Source organism: Paenibacillus sp. JDR-2 (genome assembly GCF_000023585.1).
Classification (GTDB): Bacteria; Bacillota; Bacilli; order Paenibacillales; family Paenibacillaceae; genus Pristimantibacillus.
Genome location: NC_012914.1, coordinates 4,692,725 through 4,712,176, shown reverse-complemented (window position 1 = coordinate 4,712,176; position 19,452 = coordinate 4,692,725). Strand labels below are relative to the sequence as shown.

At 49.1% G+C, this 19,452-nt stretch carries 11 protein-coding genes; 9 read left to right on the top strand and 2 right to left on the bottom strand.

The window, feature by feature from the left end:
• Positions 1-212 precede the first annotated feature (212 nt).
• The 4 genes from PJDR2_RS33755 to PJDR2_RS20755 all read left to right on the top strand — a co-directional run bounded on the left by PJDR2_RS33755 (position 213) and on the right by PJDR2_RS20755 (position 11,473).
• Complete coding sequence (locus PJDR2_RS33755) at positions 213-5,780, top strand: discoidin domain-containing protein (RefSeq protein WP_015845690.1); 5,568 nt, start codon at positions 213-215, stop codon at positions 5,778-5,780.
• Between the two features lie 242 nt (positions 5,781-6,022).
• A complete protein-coding gene (locus tag PJDR2_RS20765; RefSeq protein ID WP_015845689.1) occupies positions 6,023-7,417 on the top strand; it encodes a glycoside hydrolase family 30 protein in 1,395 nt (464 codons plus the stop codon).
• Between the two features lie 26 nt (positions 7,418-7,443).
• Positions 7,444-10,203, top strand: a complete 2,760-nt coding sequence (locus PJDR2_RS20760; RefSeq protein WP_015845688.1) for a beta-galactosidase — start codon at positions 7,444-7,446, stop codon at positions 10,201-10,203.
• Between the two features lie 238 nt (positions 10,204-10,441).
• Positions 10,442-11,473, top strand: a complete 1,032-nt coding sequence (locus PJDR2_RS20755) for a LacI family DNA-binding transcriptional regulator (RefSeq protein WP_015845687.1) — start codon at positions 10,442-10,444, stop codon at positions 11,471-11,473.
• 57 nt (positions 11,474-11,530) lie between these two features.
• Here PJDR2_RS20755 and PJDR2_RS20750 read toward each other — a convergent pair whose 3' ends face one another.
• Positions 11,531-12,133 carry a TetR/AcrR family transcriptional regulator gene (locus PJDR2_RS20750; protein WP_015845686.1) on the bottom strand — a complete coding sequence of 201 codons (603 nt, stop codon included), beginning with the start codon at positions 12,131-12,133 and terminating at the stop codon, positions 11,531-11,533.
• 301 nt (positions 12,134-12,434) lie between these two features.
• On the opposite strand from PJDR2_RS20750, the gene PJDR2_RS20745 reads away from it, so the two are divergent.
• The 5 genes from PJDR2_RS20745 to PJDR2_RS20725 all read left to right on the top strand — a co-directional run bounded on the left by PJDR2_RS20745 (position 12,435) and on the right by PJDR2_RS20725 (position 18,306).
• A complete protein-coding gene (locus PJDR2_RS20745; RefSeq protein WP_265525198.1) occupies positions 12,435-13,865 on the top strand; it encodes a DHA2 family efflux MFS transporter permease subunit in 1,431 nt (476 codons plus the stop codon).
• Positions 13,866-14,012: 147 nt separating this feature from the next.
• On the top strand, positions 14,013-14,585 hold the full coding sequence (locus PJDR2_RS20740; RefSeq protein WP_015845684.1) for a hypothetical protein: 573 nt from the start codon (positions 14,013-14,015) through the stop codon (positions 14,583-14,585).
• A gap of 159 nt (positions 14,586-14,744) precedes the next feature.
• Entirely contained in the window at positions 14,745-15,368 is a 624-nt protein-coding gene (locus PJDR2_RS20735) for a TetR/AcrR family transcriptional regulator (protein ID WP_015845683.1), read from the top strand.
• Between the two features lie 155 nt (positions 15,369-15,523).
• Positions 15,524-17,092: a spore germination protein gene (locus PJDR2_RS20730; RefSeq protein WP_015845682.1), complete on the top strand. Its 1,569-nt coding sequence runs from the start codon at positions 15,524-15,526 to the stop codon at positions 17,090-17,092.
• On the top strand, positions 17,089-18,306 hold the full coding sequence (locus tag PJDR2_RS20725) for a Ger(x)C family spore germination protein (RefSeq protein ID WP_015845681.1): 1,218 nt from the start codon (positions 17,089-17,091) through the stop codon (positions 18,304-18,306). Before PJDR2_RS20730 ends, PJDR2_RS20725 begins: the two co-directional genes overlap by 4 nt.
• Positions 18,307-18,312: 6 nt before the next feature.
• On the opposite strand, the gene PJDR2_RS20720 is transcribed toward PJDR2_RS20725, so the two are convergent.
• Positions 18,313-19,401, bottom strand: a complete 1,089-nt coding sequence (locus PJDR2_RS20720; RefSeq protein WP_015845680.1) for a GerAB/ArcD/ProY family transporter — start codon at positions 19,399-19,401, stop codon at positions 18,313-18,315.
• Between the last annotated feature and the right edge of the window lie 51 nt (positions 19,402-19,452).

Sequence of the window (19,452 nt, the reverse complement as noted above, 5' to 3'; positions counted from 1 at the left end):
ACTACGATTTAAAGAGCTTCGGACAAGCCGTCCGGAGCTTTTTTTGCTTACGGCAAAAGTTACAGAAATCTTGCAAAATTGCGATGGGAGCGGCTGGGGCTTCGCTCTATAGTTAAAGTAGATTGGGCGGAAGGAGGAAGAATGCTGAATCAAAGCGGTTTATGACGAGTTAATTGTAAGCGGTGTCATCTTACTTGAGGAGGAGTTCATTAGTGGGGCAATTATCTTTCAGCAAGGTATGGATGAGGTTGATGTCCATTATCGTTACCGTGAGCATGGCAGCGTCCTTGCTGCCGCAAGGGATAGCTGCGGCAGCCGAAGAATCCGATGACGGGATCAGCTCCGGATATACCGTTACCGTTCAGGAAAGCATCAGCAGCAATGGCTTTACGCATCCCGGCGTTGGATTAACAAAGGACATTCTCGAGAACATGCGGGCTCAAGTACTGGCGCATAAGGAGCCTTGGTATTCCTATTACACGGGCATGACAGCCTCGGCACAAGCCTCCAAGACCGTGTCGATCAAAAACCAAAGTACGACTGACCCTACAAAACCGTTGTCCAATTTTTTTAACAGCCAAGGCATTCAATCGAGATTCATTAGCGATGCCCTGATGGCGTACACGCAATCCATTATGTATTTCGTAACCGGCGATGTGACTTACCGGGCAAACGCGATGAAGGCTATTCGGATCTGGTCTCAAATGGATCCATCCCAATACGCGTATTATACGGATGCTCATATTCATACCGGGATTCCGCTTAACCGGATGGTAACGGCAGCGGAGATTTTGAGATATACAAGCAGCCCCTCGCCGGAATGGGAGTGGACGGAGCAGGATACAACGAATTTTGCAAACAACCTGATTAATCCGGTTATTGAAACGTTCCAGCACAGCAACAATTATTTCATGAATCAGCATAATTATCCGCTGATGGGAGCGATGGCCGGTTATATTTTCACGAACAACAAAGAGAGATACGACGAGGCCGTCGAATGGTTCACCGTTAATAAGACGGCGAATGACCAGGGCTTTAACGGATCCATTAAACAGATGTTCCGCATGGTGGATACGAATGACCTGACGGGAGAACCGGCAACGCCGCATGTGCAGCATTTGGAGATGGGACGCGATCAAGCTCACGGAGGCGGCGATTTAACGAACGCGGCCATCATTTCGCGGATGCTGCTGGCACAGGGAACCAAGGTAGACCCGGTAGACGGTACGGTCTCCGAAAGCGCGGATGCCGTGGGTCCATTCGAGTTTCTGGATGACCGCATTCTCGCAACCGCCAATTACTTCTGGCAATATATGCTTGGCTATGATACCCCTTGGACGCCGGTGGCTTATGCGATTTCGCCGGACGGCACGATCCGGGACACGTATAACCATATTGCAACCGGATACAGAGGAAGATACAATACGGCAAACTTTTGGGATCTCTATTACTACTATACATACGTGAGAGGGATCGATGTTGCCGAGAAGGCGCCGTATTATTACGAGGCCTTTAAGAAGAGAACTCCGCTTACTTTCTATTACGGCGGCGGACTTAACAACAATTGGGATAACGTCGACGGCGGAGGCGACTTCTGGCTGTATATCCCGAAGGAGGCGCAGGCTGAAGGAGCGTCCCATCTCCCGAAACAGCAAGCAAGCGCATCGATTATGGAAGTGGAAGACCGTTACACGGCATTGGATGATCGTTCCGAGACGGAACAAGAGGGAGATGCCTCCTTTGTCCGTATAAAAGCGACGGAAGCGGGAACAACGGTTGCGTATCTAAGCTCCGGTTACGGATCGCAGACGTTTGGTTTGAAAATCCGGACCAATGGCACAGCTGATCTGGATATGCTTGGCGCGACCTGGACCTTGCCGGATACGAAAGGACAATGGACGTATGTGACGGTCTCCGGTTTTATGGGAGATATGGCTTATTTAACGGTAAAAGGATCAGCCGGCACGATCGTTGACATCGATCATATTAACGCTCTGGCAGCAACGCAATTAACGCCGCCGGCATTTAAATCCGGAAGCTCGGATTTGCAGGTATATACGTATAGGGGCTCGTCTCTTCACCTCGATCTCTCTGCGGAGGATGCCAATAGTGCGGATGTAATTACCTATTCACTGGCGAATCAGCCGGTAGGCTCTTCGCTGAATGACTCCACGGGAGCATTTACCTGGCAGCCGGCTGAGGCCGGAGAGGCAGCTTTTGTTGCTGCAGCTTCCGACGGTACAACCGTTTCGGCGAAAAAGGTTACAATCATTACGGCTCCGGACCGGGCCTCCGCGGTAAAAGCAGCTATCGCGCCATACGATCCATCCGCCGTTTATGTGTCTGAATCGCTTGATCAGTACGAGGCTGTATATGATGAGACGATAGCGATGTTGGATGCGGCATCCGATGAAGCGTTTAATCAGCAGCTCGGCAAGCTTAGGCAATCGGCGGAAGGTCTCGCTTTAACGACGCCTCTCCGTGCGGATGGCAGCATCCATTACTCCGATTCTATTTTCTGGTCCAGCTGGGGAGCGGATGTCACGAAGATGGACGATTTGAGCTATGATACAGGCGGCTATTATGGACTAGCGCTGGGAGCTGCTCCAAACCTGTACCATATTCTTGATTTTGGACCGGATTACAAGGTTTCGGCAACGAAATTTGGTTTCCAAAGCAATATTTTCGCGGACCGTCTTGCCAACTCAACGGTCTATGGCTCGAATGACGGGGAGAGCTGGACGCGGCTTACATCGGGTGTTACGCGGATGACGCAGGAATACCAGACCCTTGATGTGGATGCGGCGCATCAGGATGATAAATACCGGTATATCAAGCTGGAAATGATTAAGCCTCTGCCTGATGTTCTGTATGGCATCGTCCGAAATTTGCTGGAGCTCACCGAATTTAGAATTTACGGTACCCGGTATGAGACCGGCAATAAATTGGATTCCGTATCCCTGAGCTCGGATCAAAGCGTAAACGGGAAGATTTCAACGGGGGATATAGTTAAAATTACTATTAAAGCACGCGAAGCCATTCAGAATGTGAAGGTTCGCATTCAAGGTCAGACTGCAACTGTAAGCACAGCCGATCAGAAAACCTGGACAGCGGAGGCGAAGATGTCAGCGGCTGCTCCAACCGGACCGGTTAAGTTCGCCATCGATTACGAGAAGAGTGACGGTTCAAGCGGCGACACGGCTTATTCGACAACGGACAGCTCCGCACTTTTCCTTGTTGACGGAACGACGTATCTTGATGTTGCCAAGCTGGCCAAGGTGACAGCTTCCGATCCGCAATGGCCGGGGACCGGCTTATCCGCCGAGCAAGTGGGCTACCTTCTATTTGACGGAGATCCGGATACGTACGGGGATTTGACGAATAGTACGGGAACTTATACGGTTGATTTTGGCGAAGGGGCGTCGGTGGAGTTGAGTGAAATCGTGCTGATGCCAAGAGCCAGCCATCCCGCCCGAATGAACGGACTAATTATTCAAGGCTCCAATGATAAGACGAACTGGACCAATCTGACCAAAGCCGTGGCCTCGTCCCAGGCTAACAAATGGCTGGATATCAATAGCGATCAGCTGCTCGAGCACCAAGCCTACCGTTACTTCCGGTTGTATAATCCAACGGCCTGGAGCGGTAATGTTGCAGAAGTAGAGCTGCATGGCAAATATTCGGCATCTGCCGAAGCAATAGCTTCCACAATAACGAATATAGCCGTACCGGAAAAAGGCGCAGCAAGCTTAACGCTTCCGAAGGTTCCGGGCGGTTATTCCGTATCGGTTGCATCGGCTGCGCCCGAAGGAGTTATTGGCACGGACGGTACTATTACGCAGCCTGTAATGGACACTATTGTCTCCGTTGTGCTTACGGTGACTAATGAAGCGGACGGAATTTCAGCGAATACTAGCGCAATTCATGTTGTCGTGCCAGGAAAATCAACGCCGGTCAAGATCGATGTAACCAGGCTTGCGTCCGTTACGGCTTCCGACAACCAGTATGTGAAGTCGGGAAGCGGGCTCACGAAGGAACAGGTTGGTTTTCTGCTGTTTGACGGCAATACATCGACTTACGGCGATCTGATCACTGGTCCGGGATCCTATTACACGATTAATCTCGGTACCAATTCTTCCATTAACCTGACCCAGCTTAAGCTTTTCCCAAGAGCAACGCTTGCTGGCAGGTTGGACGGACTTGTTATCCAAGGCTCCAACGACAACACGAGCTGGACGAATCTGACGAATCCGGTTTCGGGGGCGCTGTCCAACACTTGGACCGACATCAGGCTGGATAAAATCATTGATCATGGAGCTTACCGGTATCTCAGACTGTATAACGCGGAGAACTGGTACGGGAATATAGCGGAGGTAGAAATCTACGGGTATTACGATTATGAGCTTACTTCCAAGATCGTTCAGCCGGATGGCTATACGAAGGCAAGCTATTATACGTATATGAAGGAAATGGATCGCATCAAGGAAGCCTACAATCAGCCGGGGGCCGATAAAATGGAAATTCTAGACCAGCTGCTGGCTGCAAGAAATCTACTTGTTTCCTTGGCTGATCTCTATCCGAAGATTCCGGTTACAGCGGACATGTCGCTTGCTTCCTCGGTTTCATGGGATGGCACGGCCGATGCCGGTACAAACGGCTGGCGCGCCTTTGACGGCGATACGGCTACTTCTCCGGATACCAAAACCGCTACCGGCTGGGCTCGCATCGACTTGGGAGCAGGCAATGAGAAAGTGGTCGGCAGCATCCGGTTTATCGGCAGAAACGGGAATATCGCAAGGATTAACGGCGCTCAAGTACAAGGCTCGAACGACGGAACGAATTACGACACCTTGTTTACGATTAATGGCATATCGGATTTCAAATGGTATTCGCAGCTGCTGGACAACAGCAAGGCTTACCGGTATTTAAGATATTACACGCCAAGCGGATATGCTAATATCGGAGAGATCGAATTCCATGAAAAATCCGTAGACGGCACGCTGCTCGAGCTGTTTATTGAAGAAGCAAAAGCGGTAGAGGTAGACTCGTATACACCTGAGAGCGTCACAGCCTTCCAGGCGGAACTAATGGCTGCGCAAGAGTTATTTACTAATGCGGCGGCTACGCAGGCCGAGATTGATTCGGAATCCGCCATGCTTAAGCAGGCTCAAAATAACCTGAAGGTTCAGGTTCCTCTTGCTGCAGGAGTACCGGGGAAAGCCGTATTGTCGGACAACAACGGTCATGACAGCGGCTTAAAAGACGGAAGCTATACCCTTACGATGAATCTCTGGTGGGGCAACAACGGTACCGTATTTAAGCTGTATGAGAATGGCGAGTTAATTCATACGCAGAAGCTGGACGACAAATCGCCCGAAGCGCAAACCGTGAAGACCGATATTACGGGCAAAGCTAACGGAACGTATACGTATACCTGCGAGCTCACGAATTCATTCGGCACAACGGCATGCGATCCGCTTGTTGTCACCGTAACGGACGCTAATCCTGGTAAGCCGGTATTGTCGAATGATAACTGGGATAACAATGGCGAATACAAGATCTCCATGAATATGTGGTGGGGAACGAACGCAAGCGAATACCGGTTATATGAAAATGGACAATTAATTGATACGCAAGCTTTGGAAGCCGGTACGCCAAATGCGCAATCCGCGGTATCGACTATTTCGGACAGGGCGCCTGGCCAATATGTGTATGAGGCCGTACTCGTTAATGCGTCAGGAGAGACCAAGAGCGAGAAGATGAGCGTAACGGTGAAGTAGCGAGCAAATCCATTAAAGCGGCAACGAGACTGTCCATAAGGGCAGTCTCGTTGCTTATGAACGGCCAATAAACAAGTATTGACAGTTTCCAGAAGTCGGGAATATAATTAAAACCAGATTATTGTAAGCCTTTTCAATTGAGCTCCATAATTACCAATACCCGTCAAAGGGTATTCATTTTTCAGCAATAATGAAACCCGTTTCATGAAATAGGTTTCAGAATAGCTGGAACAGGAGGATTTATGAGCGGCACTAACGGACACGATAACGGACTTACTAACGAGGATACCTTTATTCAGATTAAGCCGGAGAATGGCTATGACGGCTTTGAAGGATGGGGTACTTCGCTTGCCTGGTGGGGGCATATTGTCGGCCAGTGGAACGACCGGGATAAGCGGGACGAGATCATGGATCTTATCTTTGATGCGGATAAAGGCCTTGGCTTAAATATTATCCGGTACAACATCGGCGGCGGGGAAAATCCGGCAATCCAGCCTAACACGCTGCGTCCGGGCGGCGATGTTCCGGGTTTTCAACCGGAGAAGGGCATATGGAACTGGAATGCCGATGAAGGCCAGCGGAACGTCTTGCTGGCAGCGATGAAACGCGGGGCTGATATTGCCGAAGCATTTTCGAATTCGCCGCCCTATTGGATGACGCTAAGCGGTTCCGTCACGGGTGCGGAAGACGGCGGCAATAATTTGCGTGAAGAATGTTATGAACAATTTGCGGACTATTTGACGGAAGTGGTTAAGCACTACAAGGATGCGCACGGCGTTGTCTTCCGGACGCTTAACCCGTTGAATGAACCGATCTCAAACTGGTGGAAGAAGGGCAATATTCAAGAAGGGGCTCATTTTTCGCTCGATAAACAAATGGAGATCATAAAGCAAACAGCCCGATCCCTTCAATTAAAAGGCATAACCGAAACGGCAGTCAGCGCGCCCGATGAAAATAGTGTGGATGAAACGCTGGAAATGCTGCACGGCTATGACGAGGAGACGTTTAACAGCTTCTCGCAAATCAATACCCATTCTTATAACGGCGTTCAGCTGGAGGAAATTCGCAGGCTGGCTGAGGAGAAAGGGAAGAAGCTGTGGATGTCGGAGTACGGGACCGGGGGCACCGGGCCGCATGATCACGGGGATATGAGCAGTGTGATGGAGCTGGCTGAGAGGATCATTACGGATCTGCGGCAGCTGCAGCCCGCGGCTTGGGTGTATTGGCAGGCCGTAGAGGACGAAAGCGCCCAGAATAACTGGGGATTTATCCACTCCGATTTCAGACATGGCGGCAGCCAATACGAAATGACGAAGCAATATTACGCGATGGCTCATTTCAGTAAGTTTATTCGTCCGGGCAGCCGTATTTTATGGCTGGATGATCGCGATTCCATTGCGGCTTACGATGCAGCGCGCAAGCAGCTTGCAGTGGTTGTGAATAACCGGGAAGGGCAAAGGCAAATCCGTTATGACCTCGGTCCGTTTATCCCGGGCGGTGGAGCAGCCAAGCTGTATCGCACATCGGTGCAGGAAAACCTGATTGAAGCCGAGCTGTTCATTCATAGTAACAAAATTACGGTTAATCTTGAGGCGCAGTCGGTGACGACTGTGGTCATATCCAATATAACTCTATAAAAGAGAAACAGGGAGGAGCACTTCAGATGCAGGAAACAATCGTACAAACAAATGGACTGCCGCATAAAAATACGGCCGTTCAATATAACGCATTCAGCTACAACATTAACGGAGAGCAAGTGTTCCTGAACAGCGCGGCCATTCATTATTTCCGGATGCCGAAGGAAGAATGGCGCGAGGTGCTTGTGAAGGCGAAGCTGGCCGGCATGAATTGCGTCGATACTTATTTTGCGTGGAATGTTCACGAGCCGGAAGAAGGAGAGTGGAACTTCGAAGGCGATAACGACTGCGGCGCGTTTCTTGATCTTTGCCATGAATTGGGCCTGTGGGTCATTGCCCGTCCGGGTCCGTTTATTTGCGCGGAATGGGATTTTGGCGGATTCCCTTACTGGTTGAATACCAAGAAGGATATGAAATTCCGGGCCTTCGATATGCAGTATCTGACCTATGTGGACCGCTACATGGACCGAATTATTCCGATTATCCGGGATCGCGAGATTAACGCCGGAGGTTCGGTAATTCTTGTGCAGGTGGAGAATGAATACGGCTATCTGGCAAGCGACGAGGTTGCGCGCGATTATATGCTTCATCTAAGAGACGTCATGCTGGACCGGGGCGTAATGGTACCGCTGATCACTTGCGTCGGCGGCGCGGAAGGCACGGTTGAAGGCGCGAACTTCTGGTCGGGAGCGGATCATCATTATAACAATCTGGTTCAGAAGCAGCCGGATACGCCAAAGATCGTAACCGAGTTCTGGACCGGCTGGTTCGAGCATTGGGGAGCGCCGGCGGCAACGCAGAAGACGGCAGCCCTGTATGAGAAAAGAATGCTGGAATCGCTGCGCGCCGGTTTTACCGGTGTCAGCCATTACATGTTCTTTGGCGGTACCAACTTTGGCGGCTACGGCGGCCGTACGGTTGGCGCCAGCGATATTTTTATGGTGACCTCTTACGACTATGATGCACCGCTTAGCGAATACGGGCGCGTGACGGATAAATATAATACCGCCAAACGGATGTCTTACTTTGTGCAAGCAACGGAAAGCGTCCTGTTGAACGCGGTTGAAGGCGCTGCAGCGCTGGCAGCACTTCCGCAAGGTTTTTCGGCACGGGTTCGCGAGAAAGGCAATGAGCGGATCTGGTTTGTGGAGAGTTCGAAGGATGAGCGGGAAACAACTAGCATGACGCTGCCGGACGGCCGGACTATTCCGGTTACGGTTGGGCCTCATGCCGTTGTTCCCGTAATCGATAGACTCCAGCTTGAACCGGGCGTTTATTTGACCTGCAATACGTATCTGATTGCCAATGAGCGGATCGATGGTCAACATACGCTTATTGTCTATGCGGAGAACGGACAGCGTTCGTATATTGAACTGGAATCCGATCAGCCGATTCTGGTTCAGGATGACGGTGTCAGAAGACAACGGATGGATGGCGACACGAGAGTTGCTTTTGATCTTTGCCACTTCCAGGAGGCGCAGTTCGTTCAACTGACCGTTGGCGGCAAGCCTTATCGTATTGTGGTCATCAACAAAGACAGCGCGGACCGGGCTTGGCGGATTGCCGGCAAGAGCGGAGCAAGCTGGGCGATTGGCTACGCCGACTTCGACCTGCTGGCAGACGGTACGTTCCGGGCTGCTCTTCAGGATAGCGGCGCGGAGCCGATTCACCTGGGCGGTTTGGGAGCTCTTCCCGGCGGACAGCTTGCGCCGTATGTGTATTTGCAAGCGCCTGCCCTTGAAGGCTGGAGCTCCGAAGCCTGCGAGCTGTCTGCGGCGCAAGGCCAGGGAGCCTCGCAGCCGAAAGCCTTCTCTGAGCTTGGTCAGCCTTATGGCCATTTGCTTTATGAATGCGATATCGATGCCGGCAATGAGAGCGCAACGAATCTAGTAATCTCGAGGCTGGAGGATACGGCCAGAGTGTACGTAAACGGCAAGCAGCAGGCGCTTGTGCAAAAGGTTGGAGCAGCGGCGGTTGAAGTGCAGCTTACGCCTAACAGCAAGAACCAACTGCAAATTCTGGTGCAAAATATGGGCCGTCTCAATTTCTCGCCTTATTTGGGCGAAGTGAAGGGGATTGCCGGAGCGGTCTATGCGGACGGGCAATCCGTTGACCTGTTAGGCGGCTGGAAGCATGAAGACGCAACGGTCCATCTGAATGAAGTCAATTCTATTGCGGGTGGCAGTGTGATCAGCAGAGCCTTTACCGTGGAAGCCGGTTTTGACCGCGCGGTTCTGGTAGGCGCAATCAGCGGACGCCTTAGCATTAACGGCAAGGAAGTCAAGCTGGAAGGCTATCAGGACTGGTTCCTGCATCACACGCTGGATATCTCGGATTACATTCAGGAAGGCTCTAACGTTATCGAGATGGCTTACGTAAAATCGCCGCTGCAGCGTCTGGAGCTGCTCGTGTCTTCCTCGAAGAACGAGTTAAACGAATGGCGCATCGCCGATGTCCAGAAGCTTAACCGTAAGCCGTATGCGGGAGACACCGGCGTTCCGGTATGGCATACCGTGCAATTCGATAAGCCGGAGCTTCCGGCGGATGTTAACGCCAAGCTGAAGCTGCGTTTAACCGGCATGAGCAAAGGGACGTTGTGGCTGAACGGCATCGACCTTGGCCGTTACTGGCAAGTTGGTCCTCAGGAGGATTACAAAATTCCGATGGCATGGCTGAAGGATCGCAACGAGCTTGTCCTCTTTGACGAGAACGGCGCAAGCCCGTCGAAGGTACGCCTTCTATATGATCAAGCGTCCAGCAAGCGTTGGATTTCTATTCAATCCTAGCTTGGGCTTCAAAATAAATAGGTTATGAGTAACCGTAACCGCTGCTTGGATGATGTGTTCAATTTTTTGAATCACTCATATCGGGCAGCGGTTATTTTAGAGTTGTTGTAATCGATTGCATAACTACAAAAATTTATAGGCAGATTGGCGGATAGCGGCTGCTTAAATCCGTTTCTTTAGTAACCTAACTTTGATATAATTTCTACTATATTAGATGTTCCAGAGGAGAACCTATCAGATGAAGCAAGTGACCGTATACGATATAGCGAAGGAAGCCAAGGTGTCCGTTGCAACCGTTTCGCGCGTACTTAACGACACCGCTCCTGTACGTGCCTCAACGCGGGAAAAGATCGAAGCTATCATGCAAAAATATCAGTTCCAGCCAAATGCAAACGCAAGGAGTCTGCTGAAGAAGGAGACGGGAATTATTGGCGTTATTTTACCGGATATTACGAACCCGTTTTTTCCGGAAGTATTCTCAGGCGCGGAGCAGGAGGGCAGGGAATCCGGCCATACCTTTTTCCTTTGCAATACCATTGGTCTCCACGACAAGGAATCGGAGTTCTTGACCATCATGCAGGAGAAGCGGGTGGACGGCATTCTGTTTATGGGCGGGCGGATTAACCTGAAGGATTGCAGCCCCGCCTTGGTTCAGGAGGTCGTTGAGCATTCGCAGAAAATTCCGATGGTGCTCGTAAACGGCAATTTGAAGGACTCCGGCATTACGCGAGTCGTAACGGACGAATATGCGGGCACCGTTCTGGCGGTCAAACATTTACTTGAAACCGGCCATAAGAAGATTGGATTTATCGGCGGGCAGAGTCATATGGCAACTACGGCGGTCAAGATTAGGGCTTATAAAAAGACTTTGAAAGATGCCGGTCTTGCCGTGCGGGAAGACTGGATTCTGCCGGACAGCTTCTCCGTTGATTCAGGACGGACGCAAATGGAAGCACTACTGCAATTGAAAGACCGGCCGACGGCGGTATGCTGCGTCAATGATTTTACGGCAATTGGCGCGATCAAGGCGGCGGTGGAGCAGGGACTTCGCGTGCCGGAGGATATCTCGATCGTTGGATTCGACGATATTCCGCTGGCGCATCACGTTATTCCCGAGCTGACAACCGTATCGCAGCAGGCGAATAATCTTGGACGGACGGCGGTGCGGGTGCTTCGCGATCTGATGAATAAGGAAAAAGTGAAAAAAGTATACTCCCTTGAGCCGGAGCTTATTGTCAGACAAAGCACAAAGCCGCTAGAGGATAAATGATCAGCAAAAAATCGCCGTCACCTGTATGTAGTATTCCCCGGGTGAGGGCGATTTCATTTACCGACAATCTTTCGGGTCCTGCAGCGTGCGGAGCAGGAAAAACTGTTTCGCGAGAAATACAGGGGTATAAGGCATGTCCGCGCGCAGCCACGATACAATGGTGCCGATCAAGGCAGCAGAGCTGTACCATACCGCAATATCCTTCTGAATATTGGCTTTCGCCACGAAAGAATCATTTCCCCGTTTGTCGATGCCATCCGAAATCAGTTTGGTCAACAGCCGCAATAATCGCTCGGTAAAGATCGTCGTGCGGTGAGAGGCCAGAATGATCTTGTAAAATTTCGCATGCTCCGCGATATGCTCAAGCAGCTTTACCAGCATTGTTGTATTGATCACCTCCGGCGAGTCTGATTTTACGGTCGAGCGGTCCAGAACCTGGTTAATATCTACGATCATGTCATCCGCCATTTTTTCAAGCATATCCGGGATGTCCTTATAATGAAGATAAAAGGTGACGCGGTTGATCGTAGCGCGCTCCGCAAGCTTATTAACCGAAATTTTCTCGATATCCATTTCCTCAAGCAAATCGATAAAGGCATCCCGCAGCAGCTGGCGCGTCCGCAAAATACGCGGATCCGTCCGGGTTGTTGTTTTGTCCATCCTCTGTCTCCTTCCTTATTCTTTAGTAATAAATGTCCTAGTAATAAACTACAATTTCGTGTTGACTGTATTATTTTCTTTACAAATGCTACATAAAATCAATTTCTGTAAACTAATTTACACTTTTGACTGGAATCGTCGCTTGTAAAAGGGGCGGCTCGAGCTATAATTTAATTTATACAATGTTCACTATACGACACATTGTAAATTTAGTCTAGAGAGACAAGAAAGAAGGATGGAGCGGTTGAGTAAAGGTTTACAAGCAGACAGTTCTGTCAAAAAGGGGCCAATTTTATTTGTTATGATTTTGGGCGCCTTTATTGCGACGCTGAACCAGACGATTATGAGCGTAGCAGGGCCTGAGTTAATGAAGGATTTTAGCATCTCGGCGACTACAGTCCAATGGCTGACTACCGGCTACATGCTGGTTAACGGTATTTTGATCCCGATTACAGCCTTTTTGATGCAAAGATTTACGACGCGGGAGCTGTTCCAGACGTCGATGATTTTATTCCTGGCGGGTACGATTGTATCTGCGCTTGCATCGGATTTTAACGTATTGCTTATCGGACGCTTGATTCAAGCGGCTGGTGCCGGTATTATTATGCCGCTTCTAATGACCGTTATATTGACATTGTTCCCACCCGAGAAGCGGGGCGGCGCAATGGGCATGGTAGGATTTGCCATTATTTTCGCGCCGGCGATTGGTCCTACACTTGCCGGCTGGGTGCTCGAGAACTTTAAATGGGAAATGATGTTCTACGGTATGATTCCGCTCGCCCTTATTGTTATCCTTTGCGGATTTATTTTCCTGACGAATGTATCGGAACGTACGTATCCGAAGATTGATGTTATCAGCGTCATTTTATCCACCGTTGGCTTTGGCGCTATGCTGTACGGCTTCAGCCGCGCGGGCAGCGCGGGATGGGAAAGCGCGGAAGTACTTATTACGATTATCGGCGGCTTTATCGCTCTGGTGCTGTTTGTATGGCGTCAACTCATTTCCGAGAATCCGCTGCTTGATCTGCGTGCCTTCAAATACAATATGTACAGCTTAACAACGTTTATCAACATTGCGATTACGATGATTATGTATGCGGATATGATGCTGCTTCCGCTTTATCTGCAAAATGCGCGCGGTTATACCGCGATGGAATCGGGTCTGCTCCTTCTCCCGGGCGCGCTTATCATGGGCTTCCTGATGCCAGTTACAGGCAGACTGTTTGATAAATTCGGCGCCAAGTGGCTGTCCGTTGCCGGTATGATTATTGTTATCGTGACAACTCTTGGCTTTATTAATCTGACGGATACGACCAGCTACACTTATCTGGTTCTGATGTCCACCGGCCGCCGAATCGGCATGGCCCTTCTGATGATGCCTGTCCAGACAGCGGGTCTTAATCAATTGCCTAACCGCCTGAACGCGCATGGTACGGCGATTTCCAATACGATCAGACAAGTAGCGGGTGCGGTTGGTACTTCGCTTCTCGTTACGATCCTGACTACGCAGACCAAATCCCATCTGCAGGATGCGATGGCCTCCGGGGCTGCCGGGGATCAACAGCAGATGATTACGAATGCGACAATCAGCGGGATGAACGATGCTTATCTGGTTATCGTCGGAATTGGCGTTGTTGGTCTTATTCTGACCTTCTTTATTAAACGAGTTGCTCAAGCTTCTGACGAGAAGCAGGCAAACGCGGCAGCAAAGAAAGTAGCCGTTGAAGGTTAATGCAAGTTAGCAAGGAGAGCTGCCGCGAGGCAGCTCTTTTTCGTTTTGGATGTATCATTTTAATTTTATGTTAAAGCCGTTGACAAGAAAGTAACCAGTGGTTACATTATAACCAGTGGTTACTTATTGTGGAGGAGCGTGGATATTATGTTCGCAGGACATTTCGGCTTGGCGGCAGGCGTAAGGTCGAAGGTACCGGAAATACCCCTCTGGGCATTAATGCTTGGTACACAGCTTTTAGACGTTGTGTTTGTTCCGTTATATTTGACGGGCATTGAACCTATTGACACACAGCTTGGCAGCGGATACGGGAAAGGAATCATACATGCGGATTATTCACACTCGTTATTGGGAGCCATGATTATCGCGGTGTTGGCGGGCTTGTTCGCAAGAAAGCTATGGGGCGGGAAAGCGGGCTTTGTTTTGAGTGCAGTCGTATTCAGTCACTGGCTGCTTGATCTAGTGGTGCATCGTGCGGATCTGCCTCTTTTGCCCGGAAACTGGGGGGATTTCTCTTTGCTTGGTTTAGGTGCGTGGAGATCGGAAGGGCTGTCTATCGGATTGGAGCTGCTTATCCTTGTTGTCGGCTTCGCCATGTACGTAAGGACATCGCTCAGGAAAGCAGGCGGCACGCGGTTAAGGGTAGCGGTCTCTTCTTGCGTCGTTCTAGGAATCATGCTTGGATTTGCATTGATAACGGACATAACGAGTTTATTCTAAAAGGAGTCGGTAGCCATGAGTTTCATTGTATTCATGCTTGTATTCACGCTCCTATGCGGCTGGCTGGATGCCAGAATTTCAAAATAAACGGGTCAGCTTGACTGCCGAATGCCTGCTGGTTACAATGGCTCTAGTCTAGATGACAAGGTGGGGCTGACAGTGGTATCCAGGCAGGAATTAAGGTCTGAGGAAACAAAGAAGAGTATCCTTGCCGCCGCGGGTGACTTATTCAGCAGCCGGGGGTACGATTACGTAACCATGCGAGACATCGCCAAGAAAGCAGGATGCTCGCATACGACCATTTATATTTATTTCAAGGATAAAGAGGCGCTTCTTCATCAGCTTTCGATGCCGCCTGTTCAATATCTCATCGACAAGATGGATGAGCTGCTCGGTCAAATGAACTCTTCGGATGATAAGCTTAAGGCGATGAGTCTATCTATGATCGAATTTTGTCTGACTAACCGCAGCATGTACGGGTTGATTTTCAATATGAAGTCGGAGAGAGTGGACGAACAAGCACCAAAGCTGGAGATTAACAAGGCTCGGAATAAGCTATTCGGTAAGTTGACCTTAGCCATTCAGGGCTGTTTAAGGGATGGACTTCAGGAAGAACAGATTCTGCTTTATACAAGAATCTATTTCTTCTCGTTATACGGCATCATTGCCACGTATACGCAGTCCGAAGAATCGGTCGAGCAGCTTATGGATAGATTGACCTCGACATTCGAGGAGACTTTTGATGTACTGATGATCGGTATAAAGAGTAAAGCGGATACCTGATAGACAAGGAGCAAGTTTGCCTTATGGCAACGGCTCCTTGTCTATTTATTTGGCATCGATCGGGAGCAGCCGGCTGTCCGATAAACCTTGGAAAGATTGGATATACTACACAACTGGATGCTTGCTTTCACGTATGGAGGAGGGATTGAAGCTTGATGCGGATAAGAAGTCGACAACAATCAGATCGCAATCATAGCTCTGACCGGTTCGAATCGACAGCTCCTCCATTGCCTAACGATCAGCATGTGGAATTAAGCACAAAGCTTTCTATAAACGAGAAAATGGTTAGAGAAGCGTTTCAACAATGCTCCGATATCATTTTTCGTTCAATCAGCAGCAATCCTGAAATTCTTATCGTATATGCGGATGGTTTGATTGACAACAAAACGTTGGATAACATGGTGTTAGCGCCACTCCTATATGAAGAAGCCCCTATATCGGGGCAGATGATTCAAGATAAACTGATAGCTGTCTCGCAAATTAAAACCGTTTCCACTTTAGGGGAAATAACCGATGGCATTCTGAAGGCGAATATCGTTCTTTTGGCTGACGGAGAGAACAAAGCTCTTGCCGCGGATCTTAAAGGATTCGAAAAACGCTCAATTGAAGAACCGGCGGCCGAAATCTCCGTTCGTGGTCCAAGGGACGGTTTTACGGAAACACTGCGTACCAATACCAGCTTAATACGCAGACGAATCCGGAGTCCACAGCTGAAAATGGAATCCGTTACGATTGGTGAAGTTTCTCAGACCGATGTTGTTATTGTCTATATTGACGGGATAGTTTCGAACACGATTCTGAAGGAAGTCCGCAGTAGAATCGACCGGATTGTGATGGATGGAGTACTGGAGTCAGGTTTTATCGAAGAATTTATTGAAGATGCGCCTTGGTCTCCGTTCCCGCAAATTCAAAATACGGAGCGGCCCGATATCGTATGCGCAAGCTTGCTCGAAGGGAAAGTCGCAGTCATTGTCGATAACACCCCATTCGTGCTAATCGCTCCGATGACGTTTTGGACTGGTTTGCAGGCAGTAGAAGATTATTACGAACGGTCCATTTACACGACTTTCATTCGATTCGTCAGGTATTCCTTATTTAATATCGCACTGCTGCTTCCGTCATTGTACGTGGCGCTCTCAACGTTCCATCAACAGCTTATCCCTACGAATTTGCTCATTAGCATCGCTAATTCAAGGGAAGGCGTTCCATTCCCCACGTTTGTCGAGGCATTGTTAATGGAGTTCATGTTCGAGGGGCTCCGCGAAGCCGGTATTCGCATGCCAAAAGCCGTAGGTTCGGCCGTCAGCATTGTGGGAGCGCTTGTCATTGGGCAGGCTGCCGTACAAGCAGGCATCGTATCGGCTCCTGTCGTTATAGTTGTTGCCACGACCGGGATCGCATCGTTTGCCATCCCGCGCTATAATTTCGGGACCGCATATCGTCTTCTTCGTTTCCCCATGTTGATATTGGCGGGTATGCTGGGCTTATACGGGATAATTAGCGGTCTATTTCTTTTAATGATACATCTTCTTGGCCTGCGGTCGTTTGGAGTTCCGTATTTGAGCCCGGTAATTCCGAAATTACCTCAAAGCCTGAGGGATGTATTTATACGCGCGCCCAGGTGGAGTATGACCCGGCGTCCGGCTTTAATAGCCGGGGCAAATAAAACTCGGATCCCCAAAGGCCAGCAACCAAGTTCAAAGCGAGGAAATGAAGACGAATGAATAAGTTACATAAGACCAGCTTGTTTTTTCTGTTTCTCTCTCTTGCATTAGTATCTGGCTGTTGGGATAATTCGGAAGTGAATGAGATTGCGGTTGAACTTGGGTGGGGGATCGACAAATCCCCGGACAAGGGCGTCATGATCAGTGCTCAGGTGATCATTCCCGCCAGAATAGACGGCGGGCAGGACGGTAAAGTCGGAGGGGGCAAGGACAAGCCGTTTTTCGTCGTCTCGGGCGATGGCATGAATACGCTGGCGGCGGTACAGCAGATGCAGGCCAAGCTTTCCAGGCTTGTGTTCCGCGGTCACCGGCGGGTCATTGTGATTGGTGAATCCATGGCTAGACGAGGAATTAAGGATGTATTCGATACCTACACCCGTGATCCCAACCTTAAGCTGCGTACCGATATATTTATTGTCAAGGGAGCCACCGCAAACGAATTTCTGAAAACAACATACCCTTTAGAAAACATTTCTGCACTTGGGGTTTTAGGAGAATACGATCAAATAGGGACACCCGTTGAAATGGGGCTATTGAACTTTTTGCATGCTGCAACCAGTGAAGGAGCTTGTCCAGCCATACCCGCAGTTGCAATTGGGATGGATTCTAAGTCAGATAATCAATCAAATCAGAATATGTCGTCCAATCCGGAAGGATTTCAAATTACAGGAACAGGTATTTTTAATAAAGATTTGAAATTGGTTGGTTTTCTGAATATTGAGGAAGGCCGGGCAATGCGTTGGGTAACCGCAAATTTAAATAAGCTGACGGTTCCTGCAACCATACCTGATGAAGAAGGCAATGTCAGTATTATTCTCTTTAAATTGCATAGCAAAATTCAGCCGACCGTCCAGAACGGCAAGCTGAAATTTCTTGTTACGTTAACAGCGAATGGAGCAATCCGTGAAAATAACACCAGGCTGGATCTGACACGGACTAATAATATTAGCCTGGTTCAAAACGCATTGGACAGACGCATTGAAGAAACCGTATCGCGGACGATTTCCAAAGTTCAGAAAGAGTACGGAGCAGATATATTCGGATTCAGCGATACGGTCAAAAGAAAGAATTTGGCATTATGGAAATCGGTAAGCAATGACTGGGAAAAAGAGTTCCGCGAAGCCGAAGTTTCTGTTAAAGCGAACATTACGGTTAGACGGATAGGGGTAACGGGACCCGCATTGCAATTAAAGTCAGACGAGGTTAAGAAATGAAAAGATTCATTTCGCCAATTGCCGACGAAGCCAAGTAACAAGGAGAAGAATCGTTGGCAAGATTAAGAATAAAGGCACCCAAACATAAGGGACCAATATTTCGAAGTGATGGCGATAAATGTGCTCGGCTATGTTTTTGGACATCGTCATTCCAAGAAAAAGTGCAACGGCGCAGGAGGGGATGACAAGCGCGCGGTAGCTCTTCATATTCGTTAATTGTTGAATCCCTCTCACCGCTGCGTACATTTCAATAACGCCCTTTAACAGGGCCGTCATTAATAAATAAAGCACGCCAAACATTTGTAAGTTTTCAATGAATTTGCCGATGCTTATCAAACTAAGCAGGGTGTAAAGAGGGTACAGGAAACCTGAAAACATATCTCCAAAAACAAGCACAGCCATCAAATCGAAGATGGTTACCATGATTCCCGACATTAAAGTCGTGAGAATCGTAATTTTCATGACTTTATTAGGCTCTTTGGTCTCCGTCCAGAACATCGCAAGGATAATGGATTCTCCATACGATTGAGTGATGCCGGGCGGATAAACGGTTTTCCAGACGGGTCCCCAACCTTTTTCTAAAACAGGGAGCAAGTTATGGTAATGCATAACGTTTGAGCTGATTAGAAGAATGACTTCAATCGAAAACAAGAGCAGCACGATGGGGAGAAACATTTCCCCCAGCCGGGATACTCGCGTTATTCCCCCATATACGCAATAGGCAATAATAAAGACAAACACCCCTGAGATGATGATAAGCGGCGTGTTAAATAATAAGGTTGTTGAAACCATGTCCCTGATATCTGCAGTAATCCGTCCAGCAATATATATAAACAAAAGGGGGTATAGAAATGCGATCGGAGTTCCGATCCAGCGTCCAAATTGCGCGGGAAACCATTGGACTAGGGTCAGCCCCGGATTCAATCGCATTAAGACCGTGTAGACTAGAACCACAAATACGCCCAGGAAGCTGGATAGCAATACTCCAATCCATGCATCCTTGCCAGCCTGACCGCCAAAGCCGAAAATAATCGTAGTGCCTATTTGAAAAATAAAGGTGATTGCGAACAACTGATAGACTGTAATTTTATTCATCGTAACCTCGTCATTCAATTGGATGAAATCTCGACCATTCCTTTATTTTTC

Coding starts and splice junctions, on each gene's coding strand:
- PJDR2_RS20765 (WP_015845689.1), top strand. CDS start 6,023: ATGAGCGGCACTAACGGACACGATAACGGACTTACTAACGAGGATACC.
- PJDR2_RS20760 (WP_015845688.1), top strand. CDS start 7,444: ATGCAGGAAACAATCGTACAAACAAATGGACTGCCGCATAAAAATACG.
- PJDR2_RS20755 (WP_015845687.1), top strand. CDS start 10,442: ATGAAGCAAGTGACCGTATACGATATAGCGAAGGAAGCCAAGGTGTCC.
- PJDR2_RS20750 (WP_015845686.1), bottom strand. CDS start 12,133: ATGGACAAAACAACAACCCGGACGGATCCGCGTATTTTGCGGACGCGC.
- PJDR2_RS20745 (WP_265525198.1), top strand. CDS start 12,435: ATGATTTTGGGCGCCTTTATTGCGACGCTGAACCAGACGATTATGAGC.
- PJDR2_RS20740 (WP_015845684.1), top strand. CDS start 14,013: ATGTTCGCAGGACATTTCGGCTTGGCGGCAGGCGTAAGGTCGAAGGTA.
- PJDR2_RS20730 (WP_015845682.1), top strand. CDS start 15,524: ATGCGGATAAGAAGTCGACAACAATCAGATCGCAATCATAGCTCTGAC.
- PJDR2_RS20725 (WP_015845681.1), top strand. CDS start 17,089: ATGAATAAGTTACATAAGACCAGCTTGTTTTTTCTGTTTCTCTCTCTT.
- PJDR2_RS20720 (WP_015845680.1), bottom strand. CDS start 19,401: ATGAATAAAATTACAGTCTATCAGTTGTTCGCAATCACCTTTATTTTT.